At 47.3% G+C, this 11934-nt stretch carries 14 protein-coding genes; 10 read left to right on the top strand and 4 right to left on the bottom strand.

The genetic code is table 11. The annotated features are described in order from the left end of the window. Position 1: 1 nt before the first annotated feature. Positions 2–400 (bottom strand): BlaI/MecI/CopY family transcriptional regulator, encoded by a 399-nt coding sequence (locus tag EK374_RS20060; protein WP_127026288.1) that lies wholly within the window; start codon positions 398–400, stop codon positions 2–4. Positions 401–559: 159 nt separating this feature from the next. On the opposite strand from EK374_RS20060, the gene EK374_RS20055 reads away from it, so the two are divergent. The 3 genes from EK374_RS20055 to EK374_RS20045 all read left to right on the top strand — a co-directional run bounded on the left by EK374_RS20055 (position 560) and on the right by EK374_RS20045 (position 1889). After that, positions 560–838: a type II toxin-antitoxin system RelE/ParE family toxin gene (locus tag EK374_RS20055; RefSeq protein ID WP_127026609.1), complete on the top strand. Its 279-nt coding sequence runs from the start codon at positions 560–562 to the stop codon at positions 836–838. Then, complete coding sequence (locus EK374_RS20050) at positions 838–1134, top strand: HigA family addiction module antitoxin (RefSeq protein ID WP_127026287.1); 297 nt, start codon at positions 838–840, stop codon at positions 1132–1134. The genes EK374_RS20055 and EK374_RS20050 overlap by 1 nt, the downstream gene beginning before the upstream one ends. A gap of 257 nt (positions 1135–1391) precedes the next feature. Continuing rightward, a complete protein-coding gene (locus EK374_RS20045; protein ID WP_127026286.1) occupies positions 1392–1889 on the top strand; it encodes a DUF1993 family protein in 498 nt (165 codons plus the stop codon). 58 nt (positions 1890–1947) lie between these two features. Here EK374_RS20045 and EK374_RS20040 read toward each other — a convergent pair whose 3' ends face one another. Together EK374_RS20040 and EK374_RS20030 are read right to left on the bottom strand one after the other, a co-directional pair. Further along, entirely contained in the window at positions 1948–3489 is a 1542-nt protein-coding gene (locus EK374_RS20040) for an alpha-N-arabinofuranosidase (protein WP_127026285.1), read from the bottom strand. 586 nt (positions 3490–4075) lie between these two features. Continuing rightward, positions 4076–4312 carry a YdcH family protein gene (locus tag EK374_RS20030; protein WP_127026284.1) on the bottom strand — a complete coding sequence of 79 codons (237 nt, stop codon included), beginning with the start codon at positions 4310–4312 and terminating at the stop codon, positions 4076–4078. Between the two features lie 266 nt (positions 4313–4578). Here EK374_RS20030 and EK374_RS20025 point away from each other — a divergent pair, with 266 nt between their 5' ends. From EK374_RS20025 to EK374_RS20005, 5 genes are all read left to right on the top strand, one after another. Then, positions 4579–6021: an amidohydrolase family protein gene (locus EK374_RS20025; RefSeq protein ID WP_164731925.1), complete on the top strand. Its 1443-nt coding sequence runs from the start codon at positions 4579–4581 to the stop codon at positions 6019–6021. A 141-nt stretch (positions 6022–6162) separates the two neighbouring features. Then, positions 6163–6414: a hypothetical protein gene (locus EK374_RS20020; protein WP_127026282.1), complete on the top strand. Its 252-nt coding sequence runs from the start codon at positions 6163–6165 to the stop codon at positions 6412–6414. Then, complete coding sequence (locus EK374_RS20015; RefSeq protein WP_127026281.1) at positions 6411–7124, top strand: response regulator transcription factor; 714 nt, start codon at positions 6411–6413, stop codon at positions 7122–7124. The genes EK374_RS20020 and EK374_RS20015 overlap by 4 nt, the downstream gene beginning before the upstream one ends. Further along, the gene (locus EK374_RS20010; protein ID WP_127026280.1) at positions 7117–8358 is read left to right on the top strand and encodes a sensor histidine kinase; all 1242 of its coding nucleotides are present in this window, start codon (positions 7117–7119) and stop codon (positions 8356–8358) included. Before EK374_RS20015 ends, EK374_RS20010 begins: the two co-directional genes overlap by 8 nt. A 62-nt stretch (positions 8359–8420) precedes the next feature. Beyond that, positions 8421–10022, top strand: coding sequence for an amidohydrolase family protein (locus EK374_RS20005; RefSeq protein ID WP_127026279.1), 1602 nt, complete (start codon positions 8421–8423; stop codon positions 10020–10022). Positions 10023–10058: 36 nt separating this feature from the next. Here EK374_RS20005 and EK374_RS20000 read toward each other — a convergent pair whose 3' ends face one another. After that, positions 10059–10481 (bottom strand): DUF3224 domain-containing protein, encoded by a 423-nt coding sequence (locus tag EK374_RS20000; protein WP_127026278.1) that lies wholly within the window; start codon positions 10479–10481, stop codon positions 10059–10061. 61 nt (positions 10482–10542) lie between these two features. Here EK374_RS20000 and EK374_RS19995 point away from each other — a divergent pair, with 61 nt between their 5' ends. Both EK374_RS19995 and EK374_RS19990 read left to right on the top strand, forming a co-directional pair. After that, on the top strand, positions 10543–11337 hold the full coding sequence (locus EK374_RS19995; RefSeq protein WP_127026277.1) for a helix-turn-helix domain-containing protein: 795 nt from the start codon (positions 10543–10545) through the stop codon (positions 11335–11337). Positions 11338–11383: 46 nt separating this feature from the next. Then, positions 11384–11920, top strand: coding sequence for a DUF6942 family protein (locus EK374_RS19990; RefSeq protein ID WP_127026276.1), 537 nt, complete (start codon positions 11384–11386; stop codon positions 11918–11920). Positions 11921–11934 lie beyond the last annotated feature (14 nt).

Genomic DNA, 11934 nt, shown 5'->3' with positions numbered 1-11934 from the left:
TTTAAGCCTCCCCATTGTTGATTGGAGCCTTTTGCTGCTGCGCTAAATCAGCCAGCAGCCTTTCCAAATCAGCTATTTCATCGGCATTTACCAGCTTGCTGTTGGCAAACATGGCCACAGGCAAAGGGCCATTCAGCTCAAATACCCTGCGGGCAAAATCCTGCGCAAAAGCCGCCAGAGTTGGCATTTTATCCAATAGCGCTTTGTAGCTGTTTTTATTGCCCAAAGTTTCACAAGCGACAAAACCTTTTTCACCCATACGCTCCAGAGTTTTGCGGGTAGAGGAATAACCCCAACCTAAAACAGGCTCCAGCTCGTCATGCAATTCACGCGCAGTCAAAGGTTGCTTTAGCCAAAGTAACTTCAGAATTTCCAGCTCAGGAGCAGTAGGTTGGTGCATAAAATTCAGTCTGTGATTTCACTATGCTTTTAGAGTGCGACAAATGTCACACCAAGGTCAAGTAAAATCTGCGACATTTGTCGCGGTGGTGAGGTATTTGTTTGGGATTATGCTGTAGGACGACCTTGACAGCGTAACCTCATGGGTTACAATTTTGACATGATTAAGAACTTTAAACATAAAGGTCTTGAGCGCTTCTATAAAACAGGCAGTACGGCTGGCATACAGGCCAAGCATCAGAATCGCCTGAGACTTATCCTGTCAAACCTTGATCAGGCACAAGCCATAGATGATATGGATCTGCCTGGCCTTCGGCTGCATGAACTTTCGGGTGACCGAAAAAGTATTTGGTCTGTTACTGTGAATGGAAATTGGCGTGTCACATTCAGATTTATTGGCCGGGATGCTGAAATTGTTAACTACGAGGATTATCACTAATGAGTATGCATAACCCGGCTCACCCTGGTGAGATTCTAAAAGAGCTGATTATTGAGCCTTTGGCTTTAACCGTGACTGATGTTTCAGCGCATTTGAATATCAGCCGTAAAACCTTGTCCAAAGTACTGAATGCCAAAGGTGCTATTACACCGGAAATGGCACTGCGTCTGGAACTGGCATTTAGTAAACCTTCGGCTGAGCATTGGCTCCGGTTACAAAACGCCTACGATCTGTGGCTGGTGCGTGAGCAACAATCGGAGTTACAGGTGTTGCCTTATCAGTTGAAATTTGCCTGACATCACACGCCGCAGCGGGTGACCATAAAGGTCACCCCTACAATTAATTCTCAAATTCTATTCTCGCCTAAGACGAAATAGGTCGATAGCATCGACATATCAAGAAAACATGTTTAAAAAACGTATTTTTTCGACACGTCTCTGAGTCATGTCGATTCGATAAATATCAACTGGCTGTAATAATTCCATTTTGGCGTTATGCTGATGGTGTTGGCCACAACTACCCCAGATTCTTAGCATTGAGTAAGGATATCTCTATGTTACCCAACGAGCTTTTTATTCATCCTTTACGTCAGTTTTCCTTGTTGTTGCAGAAAATTCAGCAGCATGACGTCGATTTGCTGGATGCAGCTTTAACGGCTGAGCAGTTTCCGTTGTGGCAACAAGCGCAGACTGCTATTGGTTTTTCATTGCGTGCTTGTTGTGCTTTATGTGAAAAAGAAGTGCCAAATTTTACTAAACCTATGCCTGTGTGGCTGGATCTACAGCAACAAATTCAGCTGAGTCTGGATTATTTAACGCTGCTGACTGCGCAAGACTTTGCTGGTTGGCAGCAAAAACCTATAGCAACTACAGCGGGTTTTGCTGAGCTGGAACTGACGGGAGAGCAGTTTGTCTATTTGTATGCATTACCGAATTTTTACTTTCATTACAGTATGGTATACGCGATAGCCCGTGCTCAGCAGGTGCCTTTAAGTAAAGCTGATTTTGATGGCTGGCATCAGTATCCGGTTGGTTTTTCTTTTCTGCGTTAGAATACAAAGAAAAAGGGCAAAGTAAATTTGCCCTGTTCAGGTTTGAAAGGTCGCTGGCTTATTGCACTTTTACAACCAGTATTGATTTCGCAGGTAACTCCAGGCTCAACTTGCCGTTTTTCCCTTTCGCGCTGAAGGCCGTTGGTTTAATGGCTTCTGGTTTAGCGAAGGTGTTGTGCGTGTCCATAGCGTCTGCTGTTAATAACTGGCCTGATACGCTATTGATTTGAATACCATCCAGCTTGATCTCCGCCATTTCCGCTTTATTTGGGTTGGCATTCACCAGCGCCAGATAGACATTGCCATCTTTGGCCTTGGCTGCTGTGGCGCTGATGGCTGGTATAGCAACATCACCCAGTTTGTAGTCAGGTACATTGCTCAGCTTTAATGGCATTGCAGTAGCGTCCTGAAATGGCACATACATTTTAAAGGCGTGATAAGTAGGAGTCAGGATCATTTTTTCCTTATCCGTCAGTATCATGGCCTGTAATACGTTCACCATCTGCGCAATATTGGTCATATGCACCCGGTCGGCATGCTTATGGAAAATATTGAAGTTCAGCGCCGCTACTATGGCATCCCTTAAGCTGTTTTGTTGATACAAAAAGCCAGGATTTTCACCTTTTTCCACGTCGAACCAGGTGCCCCATTCATCGACATAAAAGCCGACTTTTTTCTCAGGATCATGTTTATCCATCACCTTTTTGTTATTGGTGATAAAAGTATCCATCGCCAAAGTGCGCTGCATAGTGCTGGCCCACTCGCTTTCCGGGAATTGTAACGCCGCACCTTTTACATCCCACTTGCCTGTCGGCAGTGTGTAGTAGTGGAAAGTCACCGCATCCATTTTTTGTTTAATATTGGCTGTCATATAGTCAGCCCAGGAGGTGTCGTCACTGTGGCTGCCGCTGGCTATCCATTTCGGAGTATTGTTGGCCGGAGTTTTCAGAAAGGTGGTGTAATGTTTATACAAGTTGGTGTAGTACTCCACCGACATATTACCGCCACAGCCCCAGGCCTCGTTGCCCACACCAAAATAATGCACTTTGAATGGCTTATCGCGGCCATTTTTGCGGCGCAATTCGGCAAGGGTAGACTTGCCTTCGGCCGTCATATACTCGATCCATTCAGCCATTTCTTGTGGTGTGCCAGTGCCGAGGTTGCCATTGACATAAGCTTCAGCGCCCAGCAGTTCGACTAAATCAAAAAATTCGTGGGTACCCACCGCATTATCTTCTTCGACACCGCCCCAGTTGGTGTTTACTTTAACTGGTCTTTTATCCCTTGGGCCTATGCCATCACGCCAGTGATATTCATCGGCAAAACAACCGCCTGGCCAGCGAATTAATGGCACATGCAAGTCTTTTAACGCGGCTAACACGTCGTTACGAAAGCCTTTGGTGTTGGCAATTTTAGAGTCCGGCCCTACCCACAAACCTTCATAAATGCCGCGGCCTAAATGTTCAGCGAACTGACCATAGATATTTTTATTAATCACAGCGCCTTTGGCTGTGGTATCCAATTGAATTTGTGTAGCAGCCAGAGCTGTAGCGCTCAAGCCAAAACCTAGGGCCAGCAATAGTGGTTTTACGACTCTCATCGGGTTCTCCTGTTGATGTCTATCCTTTGCACCTTCGCAGCTTTGTTGACTGTGCGACTCGCCCCCATACAGCACAACTGTGCTGCCGGGATCCTGTTCGCTGGTCTTCTCCCTTCAGTTCCAATGACTTGGGCTGGCTGGGGAGTTTGATCTGTGCTGTCTGATCGGTGGTGAGGGTTTTTTATACATCCTATTGTAGGACAATACAACGTTTAACCTCGTTGACAGGAAAAAGTGAAGTCGCTTTGTGAAAAAACATAACTTGGGTCAGGCACTGTACCTGACCCCAACAGGTTCTGATGCCAAAAGTTTAGACTGTGGCTTCCGCTGCTTTTAGCATTGTGAATAAATCATCTTTTAAGTGCAGACGTTGTACTTTTTGTTGTTCCAGATAATCGTCACTGCATACCGATATACCCAAGTAACTTCAATATGCAGAATTCAGCGGGAGAAAAAAGCGCTTTAGGCAAGGCAGCTGTTGGAAGCTTTAGTGGTTCTAAAGCGACAACAGTTAACGCTGCATAAAGCGCTTTTAGCCCCGCCCGAAGGGAGTCGCTGGGCGATTGCACTGCGGTGTTAGCCTGTCTCACAAGGTAGTCGACATTGCTTCGCCAGGCTGCCTTGCATTGCAAGCGCCCAGCGGCTCTGAAACTCGCATCTTGATGTCACTTGGGTATATACCTTGTTCAATACGATATATTTCGCGGTCGATTTCATGGTAGCGGTTAAACAGCACAGCAAAGTGGTTATTGTGCTGTTTTAACTGATGAATTTGTTCTTTGAATTCTGGAAATTCAGTATGTAAATCGTGTTTATCTGGCATAATTTTTTCCCCGTTGGTTTTAGTTTGCCGGGCCGGTAAAACATGCTCCGGTGCAGGCAGTACAGCTTTATGCTGCTTTGTTACAGTTGTGCTGTCTGTGCTCTGTCCCTCATGCTACGCCTTTCATCTGATTGGTCTTTGATCCAGCACAAGCGGACACTAAAGAGTAATAAGACCAGTGTAGCTCTTGTCGCGTTTGATGATCTGGCCTTAGCCCGCAGTATTGCGGCACTATAACGCCACTCTTTTTTTACCCTGAGTTGATGATGAAATTAATCCGTCTTTCTCTGATTGTCACAGCCGCCTTGGCTTTATTTAGCTGTACCCCTAAAGTCACAGAACCTTTACTAGTGCTGCACAATGTTCAACTGGTGGATGTAACCACAGGTCAGTTGGTGCAGGATCAACTGCTGGTGATCAAACAAGACCGTATTCAGGCGATTTTGCCTGAAGCGAAGTTGCGTGATTACCCGCAAGCGCAACAACTGGATGGCGGTGGCCGCTACTTAATTCCGGGTTTATGGGATATGCACGTGCATTTTGAAGGCCGTGATTTAGTGGAAGATAACAAGCTGCTGCTACCTGTCTATCTGGCTTATGGCATTACCGGCGTGCGTGAAGCGGCCAGCAATCTGGCTCCTACGGTACTGAACTGGCGTACTTTGGTGGATCAGAACAAACTGCTAGGGCCTAAGATTTTCACCGCGGGTCAGAAGTTTGAAGGCATTAATTCGTTATGGGATGGCGACTTAGAAATAGGCAGCGAAGCCGATATGCTTGCTGGTATGGATAAGTTGCAGCAGATGCAGGTCGATTTTATCAAGATCACTGAAAATACCCTGCAACCGGATTTATATCTGGCGACTATTAAAGAAGCAAAAAAACGCGGTCTGTTAGTGTCCAGCCATGTGCCTTATGGCACCAGTATTGCGCAATTAGCCGAAGCGGGTTTATCCAGCCTTGAACACGCCTCTTATTTGCTGCGCCTGGGTTTTACTGACGAAGCCGCTGTAGCAGCGCAGGTGCGTGCCGGAACCCTGACCAATCAACAGGCGGCAGAGCACTACAAAACAGGTTTTGACCAGCAGCAGGCCTTGTCGGGATACCGCATGTTAAAACAGTTGAATGTAGCTGTTACCCCAACTTTAATTGGTGGGCGACAACTGGCGCATTTACATGACACCGACCATAGCCATGATGAATTTTTAAAATATCTGACTAAAGATTTCACCTCCAACTATCAATGGCGTATCGACCGTATGGCTAACGAAACGCCAGAGCAGCAACAACAGCGTAAAGACAAAGAGCAACTGATTGCCAGTCAGCTGCCTTATTTGCTGCAAGCCGGAGTGACCTTGCTGGCTGGCAGTGACTCGGCGGCGCTGAACACTTATGTCTATCCGGCTCAGGCATTACACGACGAACTGGAACTGTTTCAGCAGGCAGGTTTAACGCCGGCGCAAATTCTGCAAACGGCCACCATCAATGGTGCGCGTTTTATGCATCAGGACCAAGACTACGGCACTATAGCAGTGGGGAAAAAAGCAGACTTAGTGTTGCTGAATCAAAACCCGCTACTGGATATCAAAGCCAGCCGCAGTATTGAAACTCTGTTGTATCAGGGCAAAGTCTATAACCGCGCCACATTGGATCAACTGCTACAGCAAGCCGAACAACGTAAGCTGGAGCTGGAACAAAAAGCAGGTTAGCGCATAAGGCCGGAATGTTTCCGGCCTTATTTCTTTTTAAGCCTGGCTTTGACGCCCTTTTCACTTTTGTTTTGTCACTCTGCAGGCTAACCCTGAACATGGAGTAATAAAAGATGAACTCAACACTCTTCAAAAAAGCGGGTGGATGTTCCGCTGCTGGCCATTTGGGGTTATGACTACCTGCAATTTGCCAAAGCCGATCCAGAACCGAAGCAAGCAGTGCAGGTGATGGAGTTAGTCAGCGGTAGCTTTACCGATCCACAGTTTTTAATGGCATTGGCACTAGGCCAATTGCAGCTGGGTAATACAACTCGCGCTGTTGAACTGGCAAAAGCTGTGCTAAAACAACAACCAAGCAGAACAACTGCTGAGCAAAGTGAAGGGATAAGTTGAAAGCTCACATCCAACCTGGCCTGCGTATTCTGCTGGTGGAAGATCAGCAGGCGCTGGCCTGCAATATTATCGATTATCTGACCACAGCAGGGCATCAGCTGGATTATGCCGCCACAGGCGCTTTGGCCTTGCAGCTGGCGAAACAGCATAGCTACGATTTAGTGCTGCTGGACTTGATGTTGCCTGATACGGATGGCCGACAGCTCTGTAAGCAGCTGCGCCAGTTGTGGCTAAAAGCTGTGCCTGTGCTGATGTTAACGGCTTTGGATAGTCTGGATGATAAGTTGCAGGGTTTTGCTGCTGGTGCTGATGATTACCTGACGAAGCCTTTTGAACTGGCTGAATTGGCGGTGCGTTGTCTGGCGTTAAGTCGCCGCCATGTATTGAGCATTGACCCATGGTTGCAGCTCGGGCCTTTAGTAATAGACCGCTCACAACAACAAGCCAGTCGCGCCGGGTTGCAACTGGATTTACATCCGCTAGGTTATCGTATTTTAGTGGTACTGGCTGAAGCTTATCCAGCTTTGGTCAGCCGCTCTGATTTAAGTTATCAGCTCTGGGGCGACGAGCCGCCGGATTCAGATGCTTTGCGTGCTCATATTTACCTGCTGCGTCAGCAACTGGATAAACCTTTTAAAGACAGCATGTTACAAACCGTCTACGGCATAGGTTTTAAGCTGGTATTGCCACAGGAGCAAGCTGATGCATAAACCTGCCCGCAGTTTAGGCCAACGAATTATTTGGGCTTGCGTCATTCTGGCGCTGCTTTGTGCTTCCTTGTTCAGCTTTTTTAATGTGATTTTTGTCTACACGGTGGAAGACCAGTTTTTCCGCCATCAGTTAATGGATGAAGAAAAACGCCAACTGCAACAGCCGCAGTTAGTCACCCCTTTATCTGCAGCTATGCAAATTTTCCAAAGCCCTAAGGATTTCCCAGCCGATTTACAGCAGCAGTTTAAACCCAACACCAAAAGCACTGAATACAGTGGCCTGGAAGGGCGGCATTACCATATTCGATCTTTTATTCACCCCTCAGTCAAAGAGCCTGTCTGGTTAGTGGCCGAAGTCAGTCAGCAACTGGTGGTGAGGCCTATTCGGGATGAAATGTTTTTGCTGTATGGCGTCACTACCTTACTGATGTTGTTGCTGGCTGCGGCTTTGGGTTTTGCCTTAGCACGCCGGGCCACAAGGCCTTTAACTCAATTGGCAGAGCTGGTGCAAAAAGACCAGTTTAGGCCGGGTTTTGCTAAAACATTTCCGGCCAATGAAATTGGTGTATTGGCCGAAGCTTTAGAGCAAAACTGGTTAAGAGTGCAGGCTTTTATTGAACGGGAACAAGCTTTTAGCCGTGATGCCAGTCACGAGCTGCGTACACCGCTGGCGGTGATCCAAAGCAGCTGTGAGCTTTTATTGGCGCAAGCATGGCCAGCAGAGCAGCAACAACGCTTAGAGCAAATTCAGCACAGCAGCAGGCAAATGAATCAGCTGATCAGCACTCTATTGGCGATGTCACGTGAGCAGCATCTGGGGCAGACTGAAAACATCAAACTAGAGGGCTTGCTGGAGCAATTAATCCTGAACTTATCACCTTTGTTAGATGGTAAAAACATCGAGTTGGAGCTGCAGGTCGCACCGGATTTAACGCTGCAACTTAACCCTGTATTGCTGCAGATGGTGCTGACCAATTTGCTACAGAATGCTTTTTTACATAGCGCTGCCGGTACTATTTATATCAGTGCTAACGCGCAGCAATTGCTTATTCGTAACCCGCTGCAAGATGACGATCAGCCCACAGAACTGACTGCTTTATTCGCCAAAGGGCGTCAAAGTTCAGGTTATGGTTTGGGGCTTGGTATAGTGCAGCGGCTCTGTCAGCAAACAGGGCTGGACCTTCAGTTAGAGCGAGCAAAACAGCAACTGCACGTCAGACTGATCTGGCCATAGCTTTGACGCCCTTTTCACATCTGCTCCACTATTCTGCTGATGATTCATCAAGTGGAGCTTTTATGTATCGGCTATTTTATCTGTTAAAACAATGCACCCTGGTGTTGCTTGCTGGGCTGCTGCTAGGCTTAGTTGTATTGGTTGGCTGCGCCAGTTGGCCTTTAGCAGAAGCACCAGGCCCTGCAAGCACAGCGCCTTTGCTATTGGATAATGTCAGTCTTGTGGATGTGGAGACTGGCCAGATTCATCCGCATCAGGCGGTTTGGATTGATAAGGGCCGGATCAGCAAAATTGCTGCTTCGGATACTATAGCCACGGATAACAACGCAGCACTGCGTACCGAACTGATAGCCGACGGCCGCTTAAAAGTATATGCAGCCGGGCGTTTTTTAATGCCAGGCCTGAGCGATATGCACACTCATTCCTTACAGCTTTCACCTCAACTGCATCATCCGCTGTGGATAGCTGCAGGTGTCACTACAGTGCGGGATCTATCGGGTTGTATGCTGCAGCCTGATAGTTTTCAGGCCTGCACAGCAGACAGAAAACGCTGGCAGCAGGAACTGAAAGCAGGGAAGCGAACCAGTCCAAACTATTGGTTACACAGCAGTTATCAGCTCAATGGCGGGCCTGAAGTACCAGCGAGCTATCCTGCATTTTTTAAGCTGCAATCTGCTGCTGATGCCATAGAGTTAGTTGCTCATTACAAGGCGCAAGGCACTGATTTTATTAAAGTCTATGAACAACTTAGTGCTCAGCAATACCAGTGGTTAGTTGCTGCAGCGAAAGATGCCGGTATGGTGTTGGCCGGGCATCAGCCCTGGCTGGTGTCTTTTACTCAGATGCTGGAAGCTGGACAGCGCAGCGTGGAACATGGTCGGCTATTTATTTTCGAATGTGCCGATGCGATCAAAGCCTATAAACAGCAACCACTTAGCCAGAGTTTTCAGCCAGAACAATGGCGTAAACTGCTGCTAAGTCAAAACCCGGAGTTATGCCAGCAACTGATGCAACACATGGCGTTATCCAACACCTGGTGGAGCCCTACCTTACTCACTTTGCAATTGGGCGCTAAAGCTGGTGATGCCGAATTCCGGCAGGATAAACGCCTGAAATTTGTGCCTTATCTGCTGCAGTTACTCTGGCAAGGCGATGCTGATGCCATGTTGAAAAAGGCCTACGATAGCAAAAGCCTGAATGTACATATCGAGTTGCTGCAGTTAGCGCAGCAGCAAGTAAAACAAGCTCAGCAAGCCGGAGTGAAAATTCTGGCAGGCACAGATACACCCGACTCTTTTGTCTTTGCAGGCTCTGGTTTACACGACGAGCTGGCCTTGTATCAGCAGGCAGGTTTAACAGCTTTAGAAGTGATTCAAACCGCCACTATAAATCCTGCTGTTTTTTCTGGCATGGCAGCACAAACTGGTTCAGTGGCAGTGGGTAAAACGGCTGATTTACTGCTGCTAAATGATAACCCCCTGTTGGATGTAGCCAGTATGCGTGAACCTGAAGCTGTGGTTGTGGCTGGGCACTGGTATCCAAAAACTGTACTACAACAGCTGGAAACTTTTGCTGAAGAGCAGGCCAATAGCATCAGGCTCAACCTGCATTTATTGCGGAATGCTTTGATCAGTGCGCCTATGCGCCAGCAGTTTGCGGACTGACAATACCCGTCGTACTTGCAGCCACAGCTTTGTTGTCTAACCAATAACATAACTCGCTTGTCCTGCTTCACCTGAAATAAAACTGCCGCTCAGGCCCAGCAATACTGGATGGGTAGCGCTGCTGATAATGACAAACTGGCTTTTGGCGATGCCCTTCTCAAAAGTGCCATCCTGTTTCAGCGTGAGTTGACAAGGTGTATCACCAAGGCTGCCGGTAATAAATTCAAAGCCGTTAAAGCTGGCATCTCCGGTGCTTTCGTAGCTCAGTTGGTAGTGTACTTCACTGCTGCCGGTGATATCGCCACTGTAGCTCTGGCTTACCAGCGCTTTGCTGAGTTTGGCTCCTTGTTCAAAGGATGTGGTGACCGATTCTTGCCAGTCGGTAATTTGAAAGGTGCCTTTCAATTGCATTAGTTTTTCTGCCTTGCCTGAATCATTGTGCTGATTTAACAGTATCATGTGGCGGATCTAAGGTATTGTAAAAACACGTCATTCAGAGGTTTTGTTGTGGAGTAGGGTTTTGCAAAGCAATCACAATCCAATCACCGGAGTGCTACACCAACGCCAAAGCGCTGAGCTCTACCAACTACGGCGTTATCTCCCAGATGCCGCACTGGCTGAATTGATTGAGCAATTTTGGTTGGTCGATTGGGACTTGCGTGGCCAAGCCGCTCATATTCAACAAAACTTACCAGACCCGAATTTCCACTTAGTGATCAACACTGGTACAGCCACTCTGCTTGGGCCTGTCAGCAAAAGTTATAGTTATGAAATGCAAGGCAAAGGCCAGATTATTGGCGTTAAGTTTGCGTTGGGTGCATTGGCTGAACCATTGAATTTCAAACCTGCTGACTTTATCGATAAGCAGCTTAAGGTGGATCAGGTTTTTAATATGGATATCAGTCGGCTGCTGTCTGAGTTGTCGGCGGCAAACTCAGATCAACAACGGGTAGCCATACTGCAATGCTGCTTTAAACCCTTTGCTATTGCGCCATCTGCTCAAGGTGCCAGAGTGCGGCAACTGGTTAGTCTTATCAAACAGCACTCAGACATCACTAAGGTTGAGTTGCTGTCTGAACGTAGCAATCTTTCGGTGCAGGCCATTCAGCGTTGTTTCCGCCAGTATGTAGGCGTAACTCCGAAATGGTTGATCCGTAAGTATCGGTTGCATCAGGCCTTGCTGCTGTTGGAGCAGCAATCCGCAGAGATTGCTGATTTGGTAGAAGCCTTGGGTTATACCGATCAGTCGCATTTAATTCGCGACTTTAAAGAGTTTTTAGGCGTGACTCCAACAGCCTATGCGCGTCTTCCCTGAAGGCAATGCCGCTAAAATCCGTTACCATGACAGTAGTTTTTAGCGGATGAGACAGAAAAACGTGATTGGACTAGGGGATCAAAACGCCAGCTTTAGGGTCTATGTGGAAAATCGACCCAAAATGCCACAGTATCAGCAGCTATTTGACTGCGAAGCGATGCAAGCGGGTGATATAGACCTGATTTATCAGCATTGTGGCAATGGCTGGCGCAAGTTATTTAATGTCTACGCCAAGTTGCTCTGTGCTCTGGATCCAAAGCTATTTCACTTCCCGACTCAGGCTGCCAGCTGGCAGCAGTATCGTGACCAATTTTTACTGCAAAAAGCTTCAGACACAGCCCTGTTATTTGATATGCCGCTGCTAAAGACCGCCGAGAATACTATTCATTTAATTGCTGGCCGCACCCATGCCAAACAGCTGATCCAGCAAGGTTTAGCTTGTCAGTTGCATTGGTTGAACGAAGAGTTTGCAATAGACCCAACGAACCAAGTACTGGTCACGCCTTACTTTGATTACAGGCAGTTGAGTAATGAAAAAATAGAGTTTAGTGCGGCTTTATTAAAAACATTAAAAGGAGCCTGAGCTCCTTTTGATAC

It is taken from the genome of Rheinheimera mangrovi (genome assembly GCF_003990335.1).
In the GTDB taxonomy this organism is placed as follows: domain Bacteria; phylum Pseudomonadota; class Gammaproteobacteria; order Enterobacterales; family Alteromonadaceae; genus Pararheinheimera; species Pararheinheimera mangrovi.
This window is presented reverse-complemented; position numbering and strand designations above follow the sequence as displayed.

Coding starts and splice junctions, on each gene's coding strand:
- EK374_RS20050 (WP_127026287.1), top strand. CDS start 838: ATGAGTATGCATAACCCGGCTCACCCTGGTGAGATTCTAAAAGAGCTG.
- EK374_RS19990 (WP_127026276.1), top strand. CDS start 11,384: ATGAGACAGAAAAACGTGATTGGACTAGGGGATCAAAACGCCAGCTTT.
- EK374_RS20040 (WP_127026285.1), bottom strand. CDS start 3,489: ATGAGAGTCGTAAAACCACTATTGCTGGCCCTAGGTTTTGGCTTGAGC.
- EK374_RS20005 (WP_127026279.1), top strand. CDS start 8,421: ATGTATCGGCTATTTTATCTGTTAAAACAATGCACCCTGGTGTTGCTT.
- EK374_RS20000 (WP_127026278.1), bottom strand. CDS start 10,481: ATGATACTGTTAAATCAGCACAATGATTCAGGCAAGGCAGAAAAACTA.
- EK374_RS20025 (WP_164731925.1), top strand. CDS start 4,579: ATGAAATTAATCCGTCTTTCTCTGATTGTCACAGCCGCCTTGGCTTTA.
- EK374_RS20045 (WP_127026286.1), top strand. CDS start 1,392: ATGTTACCCAACGAGCTTTTTATTCATCCTTTACGTCAGTTTTCCTTG.
- EK374_RS20010 (WP_127026280.1), top strand. CDS start 7,117: ATGCATAAACCTGCCCGCAGTTTAGGCCAACGAATTATTTGGGCTTGC.
- EK374_RS20060 (WP_127026288.1), bottom strand. CDS start 400: ATGCACCAACCTACTGCTCCTGAGCTGGAAATTCTGAAGTTACTTTGG.
- EK374_RS20030 (WP_127026284.1), bottom strand. CDS start 4,312: ATGCCAGATAAACACGATTTACATACTGAATTTCCAGAATTCAAAGAA.
- EK374_RS20055 (WP_127026609.1), top strand. CDS start 560: ATGATTAAGAACTTTAAACATAAAGGTCTTGAGCGCTTCTATAAAACA.